Source organism: Chryseobacterium pyrolae, assembly GCF_025153485.1.
GTDB lineage: Bacteria > Bacteroidota > Bacteroidia > Flavobacteriales > Weeksellaceae > Chryseobacterium > Chryseobacterium antibioticum.
Genome location: NZ_JANZQH010000007.1, coordinates 114,581 through 138,267 on the forward strand (window position 1 = coordinate 114,581; position 23,687 = coordinate 138,267).

21 protein-coding genes are annotated in these 23,687 nt (G+C 37.3%); 4 read left to right on the forward strand and 17 right to left on the reverse strand.

Translation table 11 applies throughout. The features are described from left to right. The first annotated feature begins 84 nt into the window (after positions 1-84). Positions 85-741, forward strand: a complete 657-nt coding sequence (locus tag NZD88_RS15130; protein ID WP_259830229.1) for a GDSL-type esterase/lipase family protein — start codon at positions 85-87, stop codon at positions 739-741. 44 nt (positions 742-785) lie between these two features. Here the strand turns inward: NZD88_RS15130 and NZD88_RS15135 are convergent, their stop codons facing one another. The 4 genes from NZD88_RS15135 to NZD88_RS15150 all read right to left on the reverse strand — a co-directional run bounded on the left by NZD88_RS15135 (position 786) and on the right by NZD88_RS15150 (position 4,982). Then, positions 786-2,147, reverse strand: a complete 1,362-nt coding sequence (locus NZD88_RS15135; RefSeq protein WP_259830231.1) for a DEAD/DEAH box helicase — start codon at positions 2,145-2,147, stop codon at positions 786-788. A gap of 208 nt (positions 2,148-2,355) precedes the next feature. Continuing rightward, entirely contained in the window at positions 2,356-2,865 is a 510-nt protein-coding gene (locus tag NZD88_RS15140; protein WP_259830232.1) for a hypothetical protein, read from the reverse strand. Between the two features lie 89 nt (positions 2,866-2,954). Further along, the gene (locus tag NZD88_RS15145) at positions 2,955-4,604 is read right to left on the reverse strand and encodes an ABC1 kinase family protein (RefSeq protein ID WP_259830233.1); all 1,650 of its coding nucleotides are present in this window, start codon (positions 4,602-4,604) and stop codon (positions 2,955-2,957) included. A gap of 171 nt (positions 4,605-4,775) precedes the next feature. Next, positions 4,776-4,982, reverse strand: coding sequence for a cold-shock protein (locus tag NZD88_RS15150; protein ID WP_073336871.1), 207 nt, complete (start codon positions 4,980-4,982; stop codon positions 4,776-4,778). 201 nt (positions 4,983-5,183) lie between these two features. Between NZD88_RS15150 and NZD88_RS15155 the strand changes: the two genes are divergently transcribed. Further along, entirely contained in the window at positions 5,184-5,345 is a 162-nt protein-coding gene (locus tag NZD88_RS15155; protein ID WP_169235470.1) for a hypothetical protein, read from the forward strand. A gap of 139 nt (positions 5,346-5,484) precedes the next feature. On the opposite strand, the gene NZD88_RS15160 is transcribed toward NZD88_RS15155, so the two are convergent. After that, on the reverse strand, positions 5,485-6,993 hold the full coding sequence (locus tag NZD88_RS15160; protein WP_259830234.1) for a carbon-nitrogen hydrolase family protein: 1,509 nt from the start codon (positions 6,991-6,993) through the stop codon (positions 5,485-5,487). 411 nt (positions 6,994-7,404) lie between these two features. Between NZD88_RS15160 and NZD88_RS15165 the strand changes: the two genes are divergently transcribed. Beyond that, entirely contained in the window at positions 7,405-7,773 is a 369-nt protein-coding gene (locus tag NZD88_RS15165; RefSeq protein ID WP_259830235.1) for a hypothetical protein, read from the forward strand. Between the two features lie 56 nt (positions 7,774-7,829). Here NZD88_RS15165 and guaA read toward each other — a convergent pair whose 3' ends face one another. From guaA to NZD88_RS15205, 8 genes are all read right to left on the reverse strand, one after another. Then, on the reverse strand, positions 7,830-9,359 hold the full coding sequence (guaA, locus tag NZD88_RS15170; RefSeq protein ID WP_259830237.1) for a glutamine-hydrolyzing GMP synthase: 1,530 nt from the start codon (positions 9,357-9,359) through the stop codon (positions 7,830-7,832). A gap of 167 nt (positions 9,360-9,526) precedes the next feature. Then, a complete protein-coding gene (gene purD / locus NZD88_RS15175) occupies positions 9,527-10,765 on the reverse strand; it encodes a phosphoribosylamine--glycine ligase (protein WP_259830239.1) in 1,239 nt (412 codons plus the stop codon). Positions 10,766-10,853: 88 nt separating this feature from the next. Continuing rightward, positions 10,854-12,371 carry a bifunctional phosphoribosylaminoimidazolecarboxamide formyltransferase/IMP cyclohydrolase gene (purH, locus tag NZD88_RS15180; protein ID WP_259830240.1) on the reverse strand — a complete coding sequence of 506 codons (1,518 nt, stop codon included), beginning with the start codon at positions 12,369-12,371 and terminating at the stop codon, positions 10,854-10,856. A gap of 237 nt (positions 12,372-12,608) precedes the next feature. Next, positions 12,609-13,172, reverse strand: coding sequence for a phosphoribosylglycinamide formyltransferase (purN, locus tag NZD88_RS15185; protein WP_259830242.1), 564 nt, complete (start codon positions 13,170-13,172; stop codon positions 12,609-12,611). Between the two features lie 69 nt (positions 13,173-13,241). Beyond that, positions 13,242-14,234 carry a phosphoribosylformylglycinamidine cyclo-ligase gene (gene purM / locus NZD88_RS15190; RefSeq protein ID WP_259830244.1) on the reverse strand — a complete coding sequence of 331 codons (993 nt, stop codon included), beginning with the start codon at positions 14,232-14,234 and terminating at the stop codon, positions 13,242-13,244. Positions 14,235-14,513: 279 nt separating this feature from the next. Beyond that, positions 14,514-15,065 carry an NADPH-dependent FMN reductase gene (locus NZD88_RS15195; RefSeq protein WP_259830246.1) on the reverse strand — a complete coding sequence of 184 codons (552 nt, stop codon included), beginning with the start codon at positions 15,063-15,065 and terminating at the stop codon, positions 14,514-14,516. Between the two features lie 146 nt (positions 15,066-15,211). Beyond that, positions 15,212-15,940, reverse strand: coding sequence for a pirin family protein (locus tag NZD88_RS15200; RefSeq protein WP_259830248.1), 729 nt, complete (start codon positions 15,938-15,940; stop codon positions 15,212-15,214). A 298-nt stretch (positions 15,941-16,238) separates the two neighbouring features. Beyond that, a complete protein-coding gene (locus NZD88_RS15205) occupies positions 16,239-16,613 on the reverse strand; it encodes a winged helix-turn-helix transcriptional regulator (protein ID WP_259830249.1) in 375 nt (124 codons plus the stop codon). A 91-nt stretch (positions 16,614-16,704) separates the two neighbouring features. On the opposite strand from NZD88_RS15205, the gene NZD88_RS15210 reads away from it, so the two are divergent. Further along, positions 16,705-17,304 (forward strand): FMN-dependent NADH-azoreductase, encoded by a 600-nt coding sequence (locus NZD88_RS15210; RefSeq protein WP_259830250.1) that lies wholly within the window; start codon positions 16,705-16,707, stop codon positions 17,302-17,304. 223 nt (positions 17,305-17,527) lie between these two features. Here the strand turns inward: NZD88_RS15210 and NZD88_RS15215 are convergent, their stop codons facing one another. The 4 genes from NZD88_RS15215 to NZD88_RS15230 all read right to left on the reverse strand — a co-directional run bounded on the left by NZD88_RS15215 (position 17,528) and on the right by NZD88_RS15230 (position 23,625). Further along, entirely contained in the window at positions 17,528-18,931 is a 1,404-nt protein-coding gene (locus NZD88_RS15215) for an MFS transporter (protein ID WP_259830251.1), read from the reverse strand. Then, positions 18,928-19,455: a nuclear transport factor 2 family protein gene (locus NZD88_RS15220; RefSeq protein WP_259830252.1), complete on the reverse strand. Its 528-nt coding sequence runs from the start codon at positions 19,453-19,455 to the stop codon at positions 18,928-18,930. The genes NZD88_RS15215 and NZD88_RS15220 overlap by 4 nt, the downstream gene beginning before the upstream one ends. A 12-nt stretch (positions 19,456-19,467) precedes the next feature. Further along, positions 19,468-21,321, reverse strand: coding sequence for a glycoside hydrolase family 13 protein (locus tag NZD88_RS15225; protein WP_259830253.1), 1,854 nt, complete (start codon positions 21,319-21,321; stop codon positions 19,468-19,470). Between the two features lie 147 nt (positions 21,322-21,468). Next, positions 21,469-23,625, reverse strand: coding sequence for a glycoside hydrolase family 97 protein (locus NZD88_RS15230; RefSeq protein WP_259830254.1), 2,157 nt, complete (start codon positions 23,623-23,625; stop codon positions 21,469-21,471). Positions 23,626-23,687: the final 62 nt, after the last annotated feature.

Here is a 23,687-nt window from a genome sequence, read left to right on the forward strand (position 1 = left end):
ATTACCTACAAAAGATAAACACAGACTCCCGATAAAACCGGGAGTTTTTTATTACTTTTATACGACATTTAAAATTTGATTACAATGAAGAAGATTCTTTCAGCATTTCTCCTGCTGTATTTTGCCCTGTCCTTTTCACAGGAAAAAAAGCCGATGTTCTGGCAAGACATTCAAAATTTCAAAAAGGCAGATCAGGAAACCCCTCCACCCAAAGACGCTATCCTTCTCATAGGAAGTTCCTCTTTTACGAAATGGACAGACGTTACCAGCTATTTCCCAGATAAAACAATTATTAACAGAGGTTTTGGCGGATCAAGAATGACAGACCTGAATCATTTCGCAGATGATCTTTTAAGCCCATACCAGCCTAAACAGATCATTATCTACTGCGGTGATAATGATTTCGCAGACAACCACGATCTAAAGGCCAAAGTGGTGATCAACAGGTTTAAAACATTCTATAAAAAGATCCGTGAAAAGTTTCCTAACATCGAAGTGGATTTTATTTCAATAAAATATTCTCCAAGCCGCGAAGTTCTTTGGCCACAAATGAAAGAAACGAATAAAAAGATCGCCGCTTTCATGAAAAAAGAACCGAATGCAGAGTTCATCGATATTACAAAAGCTATGGAAGATTCTAACGGAAACGTAAGAAGAGATCTTTTCGTAGAAGATATGCTCCACCTGACTCCGGAAGGATATGAGGTATGGGCAAAAGTGATGAAACCGTATATGAAATAATACAATACCTAAACAAAAAACTCCCGAAAAATCGGGAGTTTTTGTTATTTCTTTTTCTTAGTAGATTTTGACACTGATATCGATTTCTGTTGAGCTCTGTTGGCTCCAAATTTCTTAGGTGCTTTGCGTTTTGAAGGTCCACCCCAGTTTTCTTTTTTATTTTTATCCTTTTTCTCGTGAAATGCTCCTCCTCCTTCGTACAGTTTTACCTGTGCAGGATTCTTCATAATGATCACATCTTCCTCGGAAGCTATTTTCTTAGGATTTATTTTTACTTCTGCAGGGAAATCATGGAACTTAAGATCTTTATCCATTAATACCTCAATATCAAGAATAGAAGTTTCTTCTTTTTTAGTAGCGAAAGTTATTGCCTTACCGTCTTTGTCTGCCCTACCCGTTCTTCCTATTCTGTGAATATACTGTTCAGGAATTTCAGGGGTTTCAAAATTGATAACGTGGGTAATATTTGAAATATCAAGTCCTCTGGCCATTACATCGGTAGTAATCAATCCCCGGATTTCTTCATTTTCAAATCTCTTCATGGCTTTAAGCCTGTAGTTCTGAGATTTGTTTGAGTGGATGACGTCAAATTCTTCAGGGAAAAGCTCATCGATTTTAGCAAACAAAAGGTCAGAATTCTTCTTATTATTAGTAAAAATCAAAACCTTAGACATGTCTTCATTATTCTTCAATAAATACTCAAGAAGGTTGATTTTTGTATTAAAGTTTTCAACTTTATAACCGGTTTGCTCAATTTTTTCAAGAGGTGTTCCAGATTTTGCTAATGAAAGCTCTATCGGACTGGCAAAATACTGATCCAGCATTTCATCCACCGCTTCTGTCATTGTAGCCGAGAAAAGAATGTTCTGTCTCTTCGGCTTCATCATTTCGAAAATATGGGTAAGTTGCGGTCTGAAACCTAAATTAAGCATCTCATCAAATTCATCAATGATCAGATTCTTAACTTCTTTAAGTGAAATGGCATTATCAATAGCAAGATCCATTACCCTTCCCGGAGTTCCTACCAAAATATCACATCCGTTATTAAATAAAAGTTTCTGTGTATTGATATTTTTCCCTCCGTATATTCCGATTACTCTTGCGGTAATATTTTCTGTCAGTTTCTCAACAATTTCGGCTACCTGCACCACCAATTCTCTTGTAGGAACAAGAATCAAAACAGTAGGATTCCCTGCTTTGTTGTATTTCCATGTTTTAAGAACGGGCAGAAGATAGGCTAATGTTTTCCCGGTTCCGGTTTGTGCGATCCCCATGACATCTCTCCCGGAAAGTATAGGGCCTAAGCTCTTTTCCTGAATAGGTGTAGGTTCGAATAATTCCAGATCCGCTAAAACATCAAGAATTTTAACCGGCAGGTCAAAATCCGCAAAAGTGAGTTTTTCCATGGTGCAAAGATAGGTATTTAAATTTAGAGGTTAGAAATTAGATGCGAGATTATGAGATGCGAGATATGAGACATTAACTTATATGATGTCAAATGTCAATTTTGCTTCGCAAGTGAATAGCCAATTTTATAAGAGTCAGGAGTTAAGATATTAGACTTCAGACAATCACACCAGCAACTCCAAACTCTCTTGTCTCGTAACACGAAACTCAATTCACTTTCACACTTGTACTTTTAATTTTGATATCATCATCTTCCCATTGGCTGGATGTAATGATCACATATCCTTTCTTTTTGGGATCTTTTTTGATGGGGAATTTTTCGTCTTCCCATTGGGAGCAATGCGTGGAAATAGAAGGAACCAAGGTCTTCCAGCCTGTTTTATTTAATGTATACACAAGGAAACCATGCCAGCAACTTGTACACCAGCCGGGATAAAACCCGATCTCATCTTTTCCGTCTTCATTAAGGTCTCCCAGATTATATAAAGTACCGTCATATGCAGGTGATACCATGAATGGTTTTATTTTTTTATCACTGAAATAAATGGTTGTTTCACATTTTCCATCACATTCATCAGTGCAGTCGCTGACTTTGGTATAAGCATATTCTTTGGTTCCATTACCGTCAAAATCTCCCAATAGATCATTAACAGAAGCTTTCTGAGCCAGGAATAGTGAACTACAAAAGATCAAAGTCATTAAGATAAGTTTTTTCATAGGTTATTTTTTGTTGCTGGGTTCGGGATGCGAGTTATAAGTTATGAGTTCTAGAGTACTCAAACATTTAACGTCTCATTTCTATTTTCTTATTTTCTGGTTACTCTCAGTAAAAGCACCAAAACCAATATAACCGAAAACACAAATCCTAAAACGGCTACCAAAGACATCTCTCCTATTTTGGGTCCGGATTCCGAAGTAAAAACAATAGCCGTGGCAATAATGTTGGCTCCCAGAATCATGGCCAAAATTAAGTTAATGATACTGGACTTGATCAGTTGATTGGTCTTTTCAATATTTTTAATCTCACTGGATACTGTGAATTTGTTATCGTCCAATTTCTGCAAAACAGATCGGAGTTCTTTGGGAATTTCATCTACATTATCCGTGAAATTCAGCATCCTGTCCATCCCTGTCTTTAAGAGATTCTTCGGACTGATCTTTTTGGTTAATATTTTTCTGGTGTAAGGATGAAGGCTTTTCACAATATCCAGATCCGGATTAATGGTTCGCCCCACTCCTTCTATCAGACTGATCCCTTTAAAAAGGAGATAAAAATAATCCGGCATGTAGAGCCTGTTATCTTTTAGAATATCCTTCATTTTATTAATGATCACCTGAACGTTGATATCCTGCAATGAAGAGCTGTGAACAAAGTTCAGAATATCTTCTACATCGTTTTCAAATCTTCTTTCATCAGGAATTTCATAACTGACCGCCATTTTTTTGAGATAACGGACTATTTTATGAGGATTTTTAGCCACAAAACTTACAATCAGGTTTTCAAGGATCTCTTTATCGTTTGGCTGGATCTTTCCTACAGCCCCAAAGTCTATGAACACAATTTTCCCGTTCTTTTTCACCAAAATATTTCCGGCATGCGGATCGGCATGGAAGAATCCGTAATCCAGAATCTGTGAAACAAATAGCCTCAGCCCCACTTCAGAAACTTTTACAGGATCAATATCATGGGCTAAAAGTGCCGCTTTATCGGTCACCTTGATTCCATCGATAAACTCCATGCAAAGAATATTGTTATTCGAAAATTCTTCATAAATTTTCGGAACATATGTTTCTTTATTGTTTTTGAAATTCCGGGCAAAATGCAGGATGTTTTCTTTTTCGTTGATCAGAGAAACTTCTTCAAGCAAAGATTTTTCGAAAGTAGAAATCGCCTGCTTAAGATTGAGTTTTTCTCCTATTTCTGAATAAGCCGATACTAATTTTTCAAGGTCTTTAATGAGAAGCAGATCATCTTCAATAAGGGTCTGTACATCCGCTTTTTTGAGTTTGAGGATCACCGGACTCCCGTCCAGCAAAACAGCTTTATATACCTGAGCGATAGATGCTGTTGCCAAAGGCTCTTTCTGAATCTCGAGAAAATGGTCTTTGACAGATATATTGAATTCGTTTTCCAGAATTTCTTCTACATCCATATCTACCATATCTACTTTGTCCTGAAGTTTTTGCAGCTCCTGGATCAGTTCGGGTGGAAGAAGATCTTCACGGTTACTGAATGTCTGCCCCAATTTTACAAAAGTAGGTCCAAGCTCTTCCAGCACCAGTCTGATTCTTTCATATACGGTTCCTTTGGAAATGACCTCGTCCGGATCATCAGAAACCGGTTCCTGTTTATTTCCCGTATTCATTCTTGCCAGCATATCTTTAAATCCGTATTTACTGAGTACGGAAATAAGTCTGGCTGATCTTTTCAGTTTTCGTTGCTGCTTGTCAAACATATATTTGTAGATAGTTGTTGCAAATTACTCCAAAAATTGTTCCTATTATTATTTTATTTGAATTTGAATCCACGCTAATGCTGTCAGCAGAACTACTTCTTGCCAGAGTCTAGCCATAAAAAAAGCCGCCATACTATGGCAGCTTTATTTCAACAATATCTTAATAAGTTATTATCCTACTATTCTAACATTGTCTGCTTCAGGTCCTTTTTTACCTTCTTTAATATCAAATTCTACTGCCTGTCCTTCTTTTAAAGATCTAAGGCCTGAAGACTGAATGGCTGAATGATGGCAAAAAATATCGTTTCCGCCTCCGTCTGGTGTAATAAAACCAAAACCTTTTGTTTCGTTAAACCATTTTACTGTTCCTGTCATTATATTTTATTTAAATTGATCAGTGAAGATAGTAAATTTCAAGAATATCATGAAAAAAAAATAACATTTTTAATTCAATTATTTTTCTAACGCTCAGACAATACAATAAATACAAATAAAAAAAATTCTAGCTATACTATTATTTAAAGGATTTTTTTATCTTTATATTCATCAAATTATCAACTAACCTATAAATATTACAAAATGAAAAATTTACGCAACAGCAAACTTTCAAGAGAACAATTAAAGGGAATTAACGGAAACGGTATCATTATCGGTGGTAACTGTTCGTATGAGTGCTGCCCTACTGACGGAAGACCTAGATGTCCGAGACTGATCTGCCCGGCAGTGATCTGTCCGCAGTAATTATAAAAATTTAACATTTTAAATATAGGGCAGAAATTCATCTGCTCTTTTTTTATTTTTACAGGCGAAATACCTTACAATGAAAATAAATCCTGACCGTTTGATCAGGATTTTATGTGTTGAAAATTATGGACACTTCTTACTTAAGGTAAGTTTCGTAAAGGTCTTTTCTACGGTCGTTCATTACCTGAACAGAGCCGTTATGATGGAGATCTTTCAGTAAATTAAGGTCTACATCCACAATAAGAGTCATTTCTGTATTAGGAGTAGCTTCCCCTTTCACAGCATTGGATGGAAAGGCAAAATCTGAAGGCGTAAATACAGCAGCCTGCCCAAACTGGATATCCATATTATTAACTCCCGGAAGATTGCCGACACAACCGGCAATGGCAACATAACACTCATTTTCGATAGCTCTTGCAGCCGCACAGTGACGTACTCTGATATAAGCATTTTGGGTATCGGTAAGATAAGGTACAAAAAGAATTTTCATGCCCTGATCTGCCAAAATTCTCGGCAGCTCGGGAAATTCTACGTCGTAGCAGATGACAAGACCTATTTTTCCGCAGTCGGTATCGAAAACCCGGATCTCGTTTCCTCCTTTCATCCCGTAGTATTTTCTTTCATTTGGTGTGATGTGGACTTTACGGTATTCATCGATACGGCCGTCACGGTGTAACAGATAACTCACATTATACAGATCATTACTCTCCGTATCGAAAACAGGCATACTTCCTGAGATGATATTGACATTGTAACTGATGGCCAGTTCGGAAATTTTATTCTTGATTTCTTCACTTAATTTAGCCAATTCTATCATACTGTCTCTTTCTGAAAGCTTATTGAAAGGCGCCAGCAGCGGCGTATTGAAAAGTTCCGGAAAAAGGACAAAATCCGACTTGTAGTCGCCCATCACATTCACAAAAAACTCTACCTGCTCATAAAAAGCATCGATGTTTTTAAAATGTCTCATCTGCCACTGTACCAGTCCAAGACGGATGATGCTGTCCTGCATGGTATTGGGCTTTTTACTGTAGTAGATATTGTTCCACTGCAGCAAAACGGCATTTTCCAGTGAGGATTCATCTTCGGGAAGGTATTTTTTAAGAATCTTTATGGGCAGAAAGTTATTGGAAAGCTGGAAAGACAATACAGAATCGTAAATTTCTTTGTCTCTTACTCTTCGGATGTACTCCCTTGGGGAAAGTTCGTCGCTGTATTTATGATAGTTTGGAATTCTTCCACCCAGAATGATTGATTTCAGATTAAGCAGCTCACATAATTCTTTTCTGGCGTCATATAGTCTTCTTCCCAGACGCAACTCACGAAATTCGGGGTCTACAAAGACTTCGATTCCATAGAGTACATTTCCTGTGGAAAGATGGGTATTGAAGGTATAATTTCCTGTAATATCTACATAGGTATGATCGTCTCCGAATTCGTCATAATTCACAATAATGGAGAGCGCTACAGCAGCCAGTTTTCCATCTACAGTGATACAGATCTGACCTTTGGGGAATATTCTGGTGAGCTTTTCGATGCTCTTTTTAGACCAAATAGATTCGGACATCTGCGGATATGCGCGTTTCATCGTTATTACCAATTCATCATAATCCTGAAGGGTCAGGGCTCTTGTTTCTATTTGCATTTGACGTAATTTTACCTAAATTTAAGGAAAAATTAGACAAATACTATTTAAAAAAATAACCAGTTTATTATTATTTTTTATTTATAAATGAAACCATATGCATTAACCCTATCTATAAGTCTCACGATTATTTTTATTTTAAGAATTTTTTATCCACACTCCACAATCAATGTTTCACACAATTTAAACTTGTTTTCAGTATCTGAAATAAATACCCGAGAAGTAAAAAATTTTGTTTACATCTATTTAATGGGGGCAATGTTATTAAATTATTTTATTTTCCATAAGCACTGGATATTTAAAGTCATTTATTGTTTATTAATTTGTATAAATATTTTATTGATTGTATTCTCATTAAAGCAATTTGATCTTTTAAGATAAGATTGGTAACTTTAAATACAATAATAACTAATGAAATTAAACCTACTTTTTATCATACTTTTATTTATTCTTGGCTGTAATAAATCTGGCGAACAAAAAACAAAAAAAAATAATTCATTTTGGACAAAAGACTCTTTAGGATGTATGAATAAAAGAAATATGGATCTTGCTGAAGAAATGATCTCCCAAAATAATTTAGAAAATTGTTCCATTTCTGAGTTTAAAAATATTTTTGGAAGATCAAACGAAACAAAATATGATGGAAGTATTGTGACTTTTATTTATTATTGGGGCTCTGCTTGTCATAATAATTCTATTCAAAAAAATTCAGATAAATGCTACGCAAAATTTGTGTTTGATAGAGGAAAATTAATAGATAGAAGCTATCCATGTGAATAAATTCATAAAAAAATCCCACCAAAAGGCAGGATTTATATGTAAAATTTAAGCTAAGATTATTCCCACTCAATCGTTGCAGGTGGTTTGCTTGAAATATCGTAAGCTACTCTGTTGATTCCTCTTACTTCGTTGATGATTCTGCTGGATACTGTATCCAGAAACTCATAAGGAAGTCTGCTCCACGTTGCCGTCATAAAGTCGATGGTGTTGGCAGAACGAACTACAGCGGTGTATTCATAGGTTCTTTCATCTCCCATTACTCCTACTGATTTCACAGGAAGAAGGACTACGAAAGCCTGAGATACTTTTTCGTAAAGATCATTTTTGTATAATTCTTCAATGAAAATATCATCAGCTTCCTGAAGGATTTTCACTTTTTCAGCGTCTACAGCTCCTAAAATTCTGATTCCTAAACCTGGACCAGGGAAAGGGTGTCTGTGTACCAAATGATGAGGAATACCTAATTCTTCCCCAACCTTTCTTACTTCATCCTTGAAAAGTTCTCTTAAAGGCTCCAACAGTTCAAATTCCATTTCTTCTGGAAGTCCACCAACGTTGTGGTGAGACTTGATTACTGCTGATGGTCCGTTTACTGACTGACTTTCGATAACGTCTGGGTAAATTGTTCCTTGTGCCAAGAATTTAGCGCCTTCGATTTTATGAGATTCTTCATCAAAAACATGAATAAATTCGTTTCCAATGATTTTTCTTTTTTGTTCAGGATCGTCAACTCCGGCTAATTTAGATAAGAATCTTTCAGAAGCGTCAACCAATTTAATATTCATATTAAAATGCTCGCCGTAATTTTCCATTACTTTTACGTCTTCATTCTTTCTTAATAAACCTGTATCAACAAAGATACACTGTAATTGATCACCGATTGCTTTGTGAATTAAAACGGCTGCTACAGAAGAATCTACTCCTCCTGAAAGACCAAGGATTACTTTGTTGTCTCCTACTCTTTCTTTGATTTCTGCAACTGTTTTTTCGATATAGTTCGTCAGTTTCCAGTTTTTCTCAGCATCACAGATCGCGAAAACAAAGTTTTCAAGCATTTTTCCGCCTTCTTCTGTATGGGAAACTTCCGGGTGAAACTGAACACAGTAGATTTTTCTGTCTTCATTGGAAATAGAGGCCATTACTCCTGATTTTGCATTTAATTCAAAACCTGCAGGCAGCTCTCCTACTTCGTCAAAGTGACTCATCCATACAATAGAATTCTGAGTAACTCCTTTTAACAAAGAACTTTCTTTAATAATATCTAAATGAGCTTTTCCGTACTCTCCTTTTTCACCTTTATTTACTTTTCCACCTAAAAGATGAGCCGTAAGCTGCATTCCGTAGCAAATCCCTAATACAGGAATTCCTTGTTCATATAGTTCTTTTTCTACCAGGTGAGCATTTTCTGCGTTTACAGAACTTGGTCCCCCGGAAAGGATAATCCCTTTTGGCTGTTTAGCAAGAATATCCTGTAAAGGTGTATTGAAAGGAAGAATTTCAGAATATACCCCCATCTCACGGATTCTTCTTCCGATAAGCTGATTGTACTGTGATCCGAAATCTAATATGATAATACCGTTGTTCATTTTGTTTGATAAATGATAATTGATGATTGATTTGTTTTACATGATATCAGACTTCGGATTTCAGACTCGAACGTCTGGAATCTGAGATCTTACATCTGGTATCTGAATATTGACTGTTTTACAAAAAAAGACTTGGAAACGTTCCAAATCTTTTTTCGTGATTTATTTTAAAACTTTCCGATGTCTTCTCTGTAGAAACCGTAATCGAAATGAATGTGGGCTGCATCTTCGTACACCTTTTTGCGGGCGTCGTCATAGGTAGCTCCTGTAGCAACGATGTTCAGAACTCTTCCACCGTTAGAAACTACTTTGTCAGCTTTTCTTACTGCCCCTGCATATAGAAGTTTAGAATGCTTTAGTTTGTCCTCTCCTACAATTTCGTACCCTGTTTCGATATTTCTAGGGTAACCTCCGGAACACATCACAAGACATACCGCTTTTTCGTCTTTAAACTTAAGCTCGATATCTTTTCCATCCATACAGTCCTGGATCACATCAAGAAGATTGTTTTCCATTAATGCCATTAATACCTGAGTTTCAGGATCTCCGAATCTCATATTGTATTCAAGAAGGTAAGTTCCGTTCTTAGTAACCATTAATCCGAAGAAAATGATTCCTTTAAAGCTGAATCCTTCTCCTTTCAGACCGTTAATAGTCGTCTGTAAAATATTTTTTTCAAAATCAGCATAATGCTCCTGAGTAAAATCAGGGCTTGGCGCTACAGATCCCATACCACCTGTATTGGGTCCTGTGTCACCGTTTCCAGCTTTTTTGTAATCTTTTGCAGCGATACAAGGGAAAATCTTTTCACCGTTTGAGAATGCAATGATGGAAGCTTCAAAACCTTCTAAATATTCTTCAATAACCAGACGGATTCCTGCATCTCCATAAATTCTTCTGATCATGAAGTCGTGGATCGTAGCCTCAGCTTCTTCAAGGTTGTCACAAATAACCACCCCTTTTCCGCCTGCAAGACCACTCGCCTTAACCACTAAAGGATACTGCTGCGTCTGAACATATTCTTTAGCATCATTGTATGAATCAAATACCACAGCTTTAGCCGTTTTGATATCATAGGTCTGCATAAATTTCTTAGAGAAAGCCTTACTTCCTTCCAGACTTGCTACTTTTTGGTTTGGACCGAAAACTTTAAGATCGTGCTTTTTGAATTCATCCTTCAGACCTGCTACAAGCGGAGCTTCAGGACCTACAATTGTAAGATCTATCTTTTCTTTGATCGCAAAATCTCTCAGTTCTTTGATCTCTGATAAATGAACATTTTTCCCTATTACATCGGTGGTAGCATTACCGTTAGCAAAAAACATTTTAGAAATTCTTGGATCATTCTGAAGCTTTGCTGCTAAAGCAGATTCTCTACCGCCTTCACCTATGATTAATATTCTCATACTTTATTTATTATCTAGTCTATTTTACAAATATATAATTTTGAATGCTATAAATACAATCCCAAATTATTTTTTAATTCTATTTTAATTAATGTAAAAAATGTCTAACCCCGGTAAACATCATTGGGATACCGTGCTCATTGGCAGCTTCAATGCTGTCCTGATCTTTTACACTTCCACCCGGCTGGATGATTGCTTTAATTCCTTCTTTAGCGCAGAAATCTACCACGTCACGGAAAGGGAAAAATGCGTCAGACGCCAAAACAAGATCTCCTGTGAATTTTTCTTTTGCTCTTTCGATGGCCTGTTCAGTAGCCCAGATTCTGTTGACCTGTCCGCCACCGATTCCAAATGCCTGGATACCATTGGAAACAACAATTGCATTTGATTTTACGTACTTCACGACTCTCTGAGAGAAAAGAAGGGCTTTTTTCTGCTCTTCTGAAGGCTGTACCTCAGTCACTACTTTGATATCGTCCGAGAAATGATTGTCATTATCCTGAACCAGGATACCTCCATCAATCTTCACCCAGGTCTGTTTGTCAGAAACAGGGTTTACGATTTTTATAATTCTTAGGTTTTTCTTTTTTCTTAGAACTTCAAGAGCTGCTTCATCAAAGTCCGGAGCCATTACGATCTCCAGGAATGTTTTGTTCAGTTCTTCTGCAGTTGCTGCATCGATCTTGTAGTTCATTGCAACAATTCCGCCAAAAATAGAAACCGGATCACATTCGAAAGTTTTCTGGTAGGTTTCCAATGCTGAAGTTCCGATCGCTACGCCACAAGGGGTAGAATGCTTCACCGCGCAACATGCCATTTCTTCTTTGAATTCCGTTACTACTTTCCAGCAAAGGTCCATATCACGAAGGTTGTTGAAAGAAAGTTCTTTACCACCAAGCTGTTCGAAATCTTTCATCGCCCCGTTCTCAAATGTAGAAACGTAGTAAGCGGCGGTTTGGTGAGGGTTTTCACCATATCTTAGATCAGATGCTTTTTTATATGAAGCATTAAGATACGCAGGATATTCTTCATCTAAAAGCATTCTTGAAATAGCCCCGTCATAAGCTGAAGTAAGGTTGAATACTTTTCCTGCAAGCTTTTTACGTGTTTCGATGTACGTATCACCGTTCTGTTCCATTTCAAGCTTTACCGTTGCATAATCTTCCACATCGGTAATTACGGTAACAGAATCGAAATTCTTAGCCGCAGAACGAAGCATTGAAGGACCTCCGATATCGATAAACTCTACTTTCTCATGTAAAGAAATGTCTTTGTTTACATTTTCAAAGAAAGGATAAAGATTCACGATTACCATATCGATCAGATCAATTCCGTGCTCCTGAACGGTTTTCATGTGCTCTTCATTGGAACGAACTGCTAAAAGACCTCCGTGAACTTTCGGGTGAAGGGTTTTCACTCTTCCGTCCAGCATTTCAGGGAAGTTGGTTACCTCATCGATCTGAATCGGATTTAAACCAGCGTCTTTCAAATGTTTGAACGTTCCTCCTGTAGAAATCAACTCATAATTCTGGGCTTCCAAGAACTGGGCGAACTCGATCAATCCGCTTTTGTCAGAAACACTGATTAAAACTCTCTTTTTACTCATTTTTACTTTTTGATTTTTTTAAACATAGGATGAGATCCTATGCTTGATTAAATCGTCCCTTCGGGACTTTTGCTTTCAATTTTTACTTTTTACAGCTATTTCAAACTGTAGCCCGGTCTTTCACCCCCGGCCTTACTTTTATTTACTTAGATTTTTTCTTAAAAATGTAACAGTCTAGCAATGTAACAATGAATTCAATTGGTGCACTGGTACATTGTTATCTTGGTACATTATTATTTAATTTCCTAAAACTTTATTAATGGCTTTTGGAAATATTTCATATTCAATATGGTGAACTTTCTCTGCTATTGTTTCCGGCGTGTCCTCTGCTGTCACTTCAAATGATTTTTGAAGAATCGCTTCTCCTTCATCAATTCCAGGAGTTACAAAATGTACGGTTGCCCCGCTTTCTTTTTCTCCGGCTTCAATAACAGCATGATGAACATTCATTCCCCACATTCCTTTTCCTCCGAATTTAGGAAGCAGTGCAGGATGAATATTGATAATTTTACCGCTCCAGTTTTCACAGAATTCAGGTTTCAGGATGGATAAGAATCCTGCCAATACGATCAGATCTGTATCTTTTGGAATCATATTCCCTAATTCACTGCTGAAATTCTTTCCTCTGGGAATCAGAACGTTTTCTATATGATGATTTTTGGCTCTTTCAAGTCCGTAACATTCTCTGTCTGCCACTACCAAAGATACTTTTGCATTTTGGATCTCTCCGCTGTCAATGGTATCTATGATTCTCTGCAGATTGGTTCCGGAACCTGAAACGAGTATAACGATGTTTTTCATTAATTCAGATGTTAGATTTCAGATTTCAGACTTAAAATCTGATGTCTGATTTTTGAGATCTGATGTCATTTAAAATTTCAAATCAATTTTTTCGCTTCCTTCCGTGATCTCACCGATTTCGTAAGCATCATCTAAAAGGTGCAATACTTTTTCAGCGTGCTCTGCATCTGCAACGATGATCATCCCTACTCCCATATTGAAGGTTCCGAACATTTCCTCACGGGATACTCCACCTCTTTTTTCCAATTCAAGCATAATGTTAGGAATTTTGATCTTAGCAGCATCGATAGAAGCACACAGTCCTTCAGGAATAATTCTCGGAACATTTTCATAAAGACCGCCTCCTGTAATGTGGGCAATCCCGGAAACTTTTACTTCTTCCAATACTTTATGGATGTCTTTATAATATAATCTTGTAGGTACTAAAAGGGTTTCGTATAAAGGTTTTCCTTCAAACTCTTCTTCGAAGTTAGGGAATACTTTTCTTACTAATGAAAATCCGTTGGAGTGGAATCCTGAGCTTGGCAGCGCGATAATCTTATTTCCGGTCTTGATGGTAGAACCGTCAATGATCTGGTCTTTTTCAACGATTCCTACACAGAATCCTGCAACATCATAATCTCCCGGCTGGTACATTCCCGGCATTTCAGCAGTTTCTCCACCTATCAATGCGCAGTTGTTGTCCTTACATGCTTTTACCATTCCAAGAACGATTTCAGCAGCAACTTCTGAATCAAGCTTTCCGCAAGCCAGATAATCTAAGAAAAATAAAGGTTTAGCACCGTGGCAAAGAATATCGTTGGCACACATTGCGAAACAGTCGATACCAATAGAGTCATACTGTTTGGTATCCAAAGCTACTTTCAGCTTGGTTCCTACTCCGTCTGTTCCTGAAACCAGCACTGGATTTTTATATCCTCCGATCTCATAGAAAGCTCCAAAACTTCCCAAATGATTCAATACATTTGAGTTGTGGGTTTCGCCTACTGCTTTTTTGATCTTATCAACCGTTTTGTACCCTTCTTCTTTGTCTACGCCTGCTGATTTGTAAGTGTTGCTCATGTTACTTAGATTTTTAGATATTAGATTCCAGATTTCAGATTATTGTATGTCTACAATCTGACATCTGATGTCTTTTATCTTTTATATTTCAATTACTTTTTATCCAGATTTAGAAAATAAAAAAGCCGACAATCTTGGTAGATTATCGGCCGTTATTTTATCTCAGAATTTCAGAGTCCACAGTTTTCCCTTTCTCTGAGAAACATTCTTTAAAAGTGGTCTGAATTTTCATCTTTTTTCTTTTTGCAAAAATAGTAATTTTAAATTAATATTCAAACTCTATTTTTCAAGGATGGTTTCAATGGCTGCAATCTTCTTGATTTTATCTTTTAATTCGCTGTCTTTCTCTTCATTAGAAATCTTCTGTGCAGCTTTATCAAAGTTGTCATTAAAGAAAGGAAGTGAGAAAGTTTCTACAATATTTCCACCATGGGAAGGAAAACGCTTCGATGCAGCTTCTAAAACTCCCGCTCCGCCTCTGCCTCCCGGAGAGGTTGACATCAATAACATAGGCACTTGATTAAATACCGTTCTGTCTTTGATTCTGGATACCCAGTCGAACACATTTTTGAATGCTGTAGAGTAGGTTCCGTTATGTTCAGGCAATGATACCAAAAGGAGATTGGCTCCGTCAATTTTTGCTGCAAAATTTTTTGCTTCCTGAGGAACACCTCCTGCCAGTTCTCTTTCGTGCTTATAAATGGGCATTTCGAAAGGGTTTAAATCTACTACTTCTACTTCTGCATTTTCAAAAAGAGATGATGCGTAGGCCACCAACTGTCTGTTCATTGAAGCATCTGAATTGCTTCCTGCTATTGCTAAAACTTTCATTTATTATCTATTTTTTTAATATATGATATTACTATTTGTCTTGATTTTAGCACAAAGATCGTTAAGATTTTTATGATGACCGTGTTTTTTACGATCACAGAGGTGTTAACCCTCAGCAAAAGATGACAAAAACGGTATTCTATCTGTTATTTTAAATAAGCCGGAAGCTCCATCGGCACTTCCATTAATAAGATCTCAGCATCATCTACTGCTTCGATATTAAAGCTCTGAGTATCCCAGATGCCCAAACCGTCTCTTTCATTCAACACTCTGTCTCCTACTTTGGCACTTCCTTTCAGAACGAAAGCATAGACTCCGTTTCCTTTTTTGTTCAACATATAATTTTTGCCGTTTCCTGCTTTGAAATTAGCCAAATTAAACCATGCATCCTGATGGATCCATACTCCGTCATCATTTTTGTTTGGAGATAAGATTTGCTGGAACCCGTTGATTTTTTCGCCCTCTTTGATGCTTTTCTGATCATATCTAGGTTCCACATTCACTTCTTTAGGAAAAACCCAGATCTGCAAAAACTTTACTGCTTCGTCTTTATTTTTATTGTACTCACTGTGCATTACCCCTGTTCCTGCGCTCATTACCTGAATCTCTCCTTTTTTGATAACGGCAGTGGTTCCCATTGAATCTTTGTGTTCCAAATCTCCTTCCAAAGGAATTGATATAATTTCCATATCCCTGTGCGGGTGTGTTCCAAATCCCATTCCCTGTGAAACGGTATCGTCGTTCAACACTCTTAAAACACCAAAATTCATTCTGTCTTTGTTTTGATAATTGGCAAAGCTGAATGTGTGGTAGCTGTTTAGCCAGCCGTGATCTGCGTGGCCTCTTGAATCTGCTTTATGATATACTGTTTTCATACTGTAATTATTTATGGTACAAATGTAGTGGATATGGGTGTTTGAAAATGTTGATGTAGGTTAAGAAAGGATGTTGGGCTGTGGCAGAGGTGAGAAATGTAATTGTTTAGGGTGTTGTTTTTTGGTTAAATGCAATGGCGCAAGTTTATTTCTGTTTCTTCTGTTTTAAGGCGTAAGGATTTTATCAAAGATAAAATTGATTGTGTTATAATGTGGTGCGGAGATCTTTTTTTATCTCTCGTAGATTGAGTAAATTTAAACTTTGGTGGCATCTGTAAAATCTGTGGAAGCATCTATTTTACAAGCTCTCTTTTCCTGCCTCTTCGGCGGTTCCGAAAATATGTTTACGGTGATTTTCTCCCCAATCTTTTAAAGACTCTACAACAGGATGTAGTGTTTTTGTATACCGGGTAGGATAATATTCTATGCTCACCGGATAGGTATCTTTTACGATTCTTTCAACCAAACCGTTTTGTTCGAGTTCTTTTAATTCTTTGGCTAAAACTTTTGAGGTCAGTTTCGGAATACTCCTTTCAATTTCTGTAAAACGCTTATTTCCGGCATTTAAAGAAATGATGATCTGCAATTTCCATTTGCCATTAATAACATCCAGGGTGTCGCGGACAGGTTTTAAAGCCTGCATGCAATCTTTATGATTATGTTGTTTTTCCATTTTTTTCACTTTCCTTTAGGTAACTGCTATACTTTGGAAAGTAAATTTACAATAATTTTGTCATTCATAAAAACGAAAAAATTTAAACAAAATGGCAAATATTTTAAATATTCAAACCAGTATCAGTGGAGAAAACTCTGTAAGCAACAAACTTTCTCAAATTGTTATCAATCAATTGTTGGATAAAAATCCTGACAGCAAAGTGACCGTTCGTGATTTGGCTTTACACCCGATTCCGCATCTGGAAATTCATCATTTCAGTGCTTCCAGAATTCCGGACGAAGAAAAGAATGATGAGCAAAAGGAAGCTTCAAAATATTCTGACGAAGCATTAAAAGAAATTCAGGACGCTGATATTATTGTTATTGGGGTTCCTTTTTACAATTTCACTTTTCCTTCGACTTTAAAATCATGGATCGACAATATTGCTGTGGCCGGAAAAACATTCTCTTATGCTGACGGAACACCAAAAGGTCTTTTACAAAACAAAAAAATGTATTTAAATTTTGCCGTTGGCGGTGTTTATGAAAACGGACTTATTGAGAATATGGAGCATTATTTAAGAACTTTATTTGGCTTCATCGGGATTACGGATGTGGAAGTTTTCAAATCTCAGGGGATGATGGTTCCTCAATTAAAAGAAGAAAACTTTTCAAAGGCGGTTGCAGCAATTGAAACTGCTTTGGCGTAGGTAAGTGAATGGTCAATGGTAAATTTTTATAAGCGCCATTGACCATTTCATTTTTAAACCCATTAATGAAAATTCAATATTTAAGATCGTTAAGTTTTGGCTAAAGCCTTTGCTGAGGGTTTTAATTTAAAAAGCGGGCTAAAGCCCGCTCCTATTGAATTTTTATTTTGATCTATTAATGATACTATTATTTCAAAGTCTTCCATCTTATAATCTCTATTCCCTAAAAATGCACCTGCTTGATCTCTCCTTCTATTTCCTTAGGGGTTTCATCTTCTGATTGGACGAAGATCATGGTAACGATCGCTCCAATGAGCATACATACGCCACCAACTACAATATAATCAATTGCCCGATTTCCGAAGATATTGCTTACAATAGGACCTCCAAATAATCCGTTGATGATCTGAGGGATAACAATAAAGAAATTGAAGATTCCCATATACACTCCCATTTTCCTTTGCGGAATCACTTCAATAAGCATTGCATACGGCATAGCAAGAATACTCGCCCAGGCAAAACCCAAACCTATCATGGAAATCCATAAAAGGCCAGTATCTTTAATAAAATACATAGATATCAAACCCAATCCTCCACATAACAGCGCTAGTGCATGAGTTTGCTTCTTTCCAATTTTCTTTGCGATCGGGGTTAATAAAAATGCAAACGGAATGGCCCATAGATTATACATTCCGAACAGTGTTCCGGTCAGGTCTCCTGCATTATTGAATTCTTTGGAATGGGTATCTTCAGGAGAAAGTCCGAAATGATGGGTCGCCAAAGCACTTGTAGTAAATACCCACATCGTGAATAATGCAAACCACGAGAAGAACTGCACAGCACCCAGTTTTTTCATCTGCGTCGGAATCCCTGCAAAATCTTTAAAAATATCGCTAAATTTTGAAGGTTCCTGCGGGATATCTTTTCCATCTTCGAATGCTGCAAATTCCTCCGGAGAATATTCCTTAGTTGTAAAGATAGTATACAATATTGTGAGTAACAATATCCCAGCTCCCACATAAAAGGAATAAATTACGTTATTGGCTACAAACCCCTCAGGTGCTTCATTGGAAACGCCTAACGAAGTCAGTATGCTTGGAATATATGACCCTACGACTGCACCTATTCCAATCAGAATAGTCTGAACAGAAAACCCAAGGGTTCCCTGGTGTTTGGGGAGCATATCTCCTACCAAAGCTCTAAATGGCTCCATCGCAATATTAACGGAAGCATCCATCATAGCCAGAAACAGTACGGCTAACAGCAATGCATTAGCTGCAAACAGATGGGTCACAGTGGCTGCATTTGGCAGAAGTACCAACCCCAGTGCACACAAAACAGCTCCAATTAAAAAATACGGTTTTCGTCTTCCCAACGGGCTCCACGTGTTATCTCCCATATGTCCAATAATGGGCTGCACAATAAGTCCGGTAACGGGTGCTACCAGCCAAAACCATGAAAGTTCATGAACATCGGCACCTAAATTAGCCAGAATTCTGCTGGCATTGCCATTTTGCAAACCAAAAGCCATCTGGATTCCCAAAAACCCCATGCTCATATTGATGATCTGAGGCATAGAAAGATTGGGTTTTATTCTTTGTGAAGAAGTATTGTTGGAACGATTCATTTTTGTTTTTTTAATTCTTGTATTAAGGTATCTTCAATCGGTGCTTTTTCTGCAACTACTTTATCAACGACATCATTAGGAACGGTTACAGAGAGTACATATTGCTTCACTTTCCAGCTCCCTTTTATTTTTTCTACCACCCCTGAACCTCTGCAGATTTTCATTTGTGTATCTAATAGTTCATCGAACCAAGCCAGTTTTCCATCTTTACTGAAATAGATATTCCTTTTAAGAGCTGTGAAATTCCAGGTTCTCTTTTTGTCGAAATGAGGTTTCGCCCAAACCATAAAGGCTTTTTTATCCCAGACTTCCGTGGCATCTGTCCCAATAAAAGTAGATTCATCTGCGAAATAATTGAAATAGGTATTGAAATCAGCCTTTGCCGCAGCGGTGTTGAAACCATCCAACATGGTTCCTATTTCTGTTTTGTCTTTTTCAAACTGAGTATTGCCGGATTGGGCATTCATTCCTGTAAAACCAAGGATAAATAGCACCATTGTGCAGATTATTGTTATTTTTTTCATTGTCTATTAATTTTAATTTTGGAGTTCAATGATCATTGACGTTTTTGCAGGAATAGCCAGGTTACTTTGTACAGGAAATTCTTTTCCTGAAATGATATCTTTTCCTTTTACCACTCCGTTTAATGATTCTGAAAAACGTTTTAAATCTAACGTCTGATCCTTTTCATTATTGTTGATGATCACCATTACATTATCCTTAGTATCATATCTAAAATACACAAATACGCCATCTTGAGGAACGTAATTTTTAGTTTTTCCGGTATGAATTACTTCTTTACCTTTTCTCCAGTTTAATAATTTTTGACTAAACTGATAAAATTCTTTCTGTTCGGGAGTCTGTGATGAAGGATTGAAAGCATTCTGCGGATCTGATTTCCACCCACCGGGGAAGTCTCTGCGGATATCTGCATCACCTCCTTTAGTCTTATCTCCTCTCATCCCTACTTCTGAGCCGTAATAGATCTGGGGAATACCTCTGACCGTAGAAATCATGGTCAATGCCATTTTGTAGGCTTTCGGATCGGCATTGAAGATCTCATTCCATCTTTCGGTATCGTGATTTTCAAAGAAGACCAGTAGATTATTGATATCCGGATACAGGAAATCGCTGGTAAAAACGTTGTAAAGCTTAATCATACCGTTATCCCAGCTTTCTTTTTCTTTAAGAGCTTTGGGCATATCTCCAAACAGCATGAAATCCATAACGGAAGGCAGGTTTGAATTGTAGCCTGCTGCTTCTCCTGTCTTAGAATTTTTCTGCCATGCGGAGATCTGTCCTGCTGTATTAAGCCAGGTTTCACCTACAATATTAAATTTCGGGTATTCATCGGTAATCGCTTTGGCCCATTTGGCCATAGCTTCCTTATCGTTGTATGGATAAGTATCTACGCGTAGACCACCCAATTCAGCATATTCAATCCACCAAATAGCATTTTGGGTTAAATATTTTAAAACCAACGGATCTTTTTGATTGATATCAGGCATCGTAGTATCAAACCAGCCATCCAGTGCATATTTTTTATCAATTTCTGAGGCATTGGTATCAAACTGAGTTGTTGTCTTATAATTGGAGCGGTAGAAACCATTTTTCCCTTCATCAAACCAATGAATCCAGTCTTTTGAAGGCAGATCTTTGATGATCCAATGGGACACTCCCCAATGGTTGGTCACATAATCCATGATCAGCTTCATATTTCGTTTGTTCAGTTTCTGGGAAAGCTCTCGGTATTCTTCATTAGTTCCGTAACGCCCATCTATTTTATACAGATCAGTTTGTGCATACCCGTGATAGGAATACACTTTTTCATTGTCTTCGTTCACAGGTGTAAGCCAAACAGACGTTGCTCCAAGGTTTTGAATATAGTCAAGATTATCGATGATTCCGCGAAGATCACCGCCATGTCTTCCGTTGGGTAAGCTTCGGTTTGCTTTTTCAATGAGATCGGGTCTGGAATCATTTTTTTCATCACCGTTGGCAAAACGATCCGGCATGATGAGATACATGACATCTTTTGAAGTAAAAGATTCACGGTCTGCGGATCCGGACGCTCTTTGTTTCAGTTCATAAGTGTAGGTGCTAATGTTTTTCTTTCCTTTCTTAAGATTGATTTTAAACTTCGGAACATTGATTTCACTTGTATTGACTGTAACAAAAACATAATTGGGGTTTTCAACTTTTTTTATGTCTTTTATCTGAATACCGTCGGAAAGTTCAATTTCACTTTGTGCAATATCTTTTCCGTAAACTAAAATCTGAAGTTCAGGATTTTTCATTCCTTTCCACCAAAAAGCAGGTTCTACTTTCTGGATTTGGGAGAAAGCCACTGAAGCTGCCGAAAGGGCAAAAATTGTGTATATTTTTTTCATTTATAATTGTATTTTGATCAGCAGGGTCAATTCTGTTTAGTAAATCTTATATGTTTCATCCATCATTTTTAGTGCAAAAAGTTAATGCCCCGGCCCATTTTCCGAATATATAATGAACCGGGGCATAATAAACTTATCAATTTAAATTTAGTTCACAGGCTTAACAGAGATCGCGAAACCGCCACTTCTTGCCATTTTGAAATTCAATTTAGATTTGCTGGTGATCTGTTTTTTGTAGATGTTATAACTTTGAGGATTGTCGATGTAATCAGCATCTTTTCCATCTTCATATACGATTATATCATATTTTTTCCCTTTGTCGAGGAAAGAGAAATCTACGGTGTATTCACGTTTATTTTCATCGGTAATACCACCTACAAACCAGTTTTCAGTACCTTTTGCTTTTCTGGCCGTGATCACATAATCTCCTGGCTCAGCGGACAAAATTTTGGTATCGTCCCAGTCTGCTGCAACGTCTTTGATGAACTGGAATGCATCCATATGCTTTTTGTAGTTTTCAGGAAGGTCTGCGGCCATTTGAAGAGGCATATACATGGTCACATATAATGCTAACTGTTTTGCTAACGTAGTTTTTACAAAACGTTTATCTCCAGGGAAATAATAGTCTAGCTTGGTCTGGAAAATCCCTGGTGTGTAATCCATAGACCCTCCCATCCATCTTGTGAAAGGAAGAACGGTCTGGTGATCCGGCTTGTTTCCTCCGAAAGCTTCATATTCGGTTCCTCTGGCTGCTTCTGCAGAAATATAGTTTGGATAGGTACGGCTTTCTCCTGTAGGGCGAACTGATTCATGGGAATTGACCATTATTTTATACTGATTGGCTTTTTCGGCAATTCTGTAATAATGATTGATCGTCCATTGAGAATAATGGTGTTCTCCTCTTGGAATAATATCACCTACATACCCTGTTTTCACAGCGTCATAGCCGTATTTATTCATCAATTGAAAGGCTTTGTCTGACCATCTTTCGTAATTCGTTGCAGAACCTGAAGTTTCGTGGTGCATGATTAATTTAATTCCTTTTGAATGGGCATAATCATTCAGCATTTTGATGTCAAAATCCGGATACGGGGTAATGAAATCGAAAACAAATTCTTTTGAGTGACCGAACCAGTCTTCCCAACCTGCATTCCAGCCTTCGATGAGTAATCCCTGGAAACCGTTTTCAGCAGCAAAATCGATGTACTCTTTAACTTTTGTATTGTTTGCAGCATGTTTACCGTTTGGTGTCAATTTTGAGAAATCTGTTTTATCGAGATGAACATTTTCTGCTGTAGAGTAAGCCCACTGGGATTTTCCGATGATCATTTCCCACCATACGCCCATATATTTTGTAGGGTGAATATAAGACGTGTCTGTATATTTTGTAGGCTCATTAAGATTAAAAATCATTTTGGACTCCATCACTTCTTCTGCTTTCGGAGAAACAATAATGGTTCTCCAAGGCGTTACTGAAGGCGTTTGGATATATCCTTTTGCCCCTTGTCTATCTGCAGTAAGGTGTGTTTTGAATTTGAAATTCTGAGCATCCACTTCAAGATGGGAAGCCGGATAATCTAAAACGGCTGCTTCCGCAACATTGACATATAAAGGATCTTTGCCTTCTTTTTTAAGCATTAATGGAGATTGAACTGCATTTTTCACCAACGCTTGTGAAGCATTAGCATCGAATGCCTTATCCCATTTTGCTGGTATTTCAGAGATTTTTGTTTCCTGGTATTGGTATTCCTGAGAATCATAATCTGCAACAATCCACCATGCTTTCATATCAGTTGGGAAATCGATTTCAGAATCTTCTTCTCTGATCACGAAATAGTTCAGGTTTTTCTGCTGTGGAAATTCATATCTGAATCCGAGACCGTCATTGAACAGTCTGAACTTTACCACAATGCTTCTGCTTGTAGAAGACTGATCAAGCGTAACCGCCAGTTCGTTGTAATGATTGGTATAGTTTTTCTTTTCACCCAAAACGGGCTGCCAGGTTTCGTTTTTAGAGTCACGCTTTTCATCTGTTTTGGTGAATCCGTTGTTCAGATCAAATTTAGCATCTTCCGCTTTGGCAATTTCAGAGGCAAATTTGATGGCTGAGTCTTTAAATAATCTTAATCCTAACTTAGAATCTTCTACCACCACAGCACCATTATATTTCAGATTGTAATAAGGTACTCCCTGTTTCAACTGAAAGTTCATTTCAAACTTCCCATCCGGCGATTTCAAAGACTGTGCTTTCACACCCACGAACATCATTGAGAGCAATATCGCTCCAACTGTAATTTTCTTCATATTGATTATTTATAAACTTAAAAATAAAGAAAGTGTTGCGGTAAAGCAACACTTTATCAACT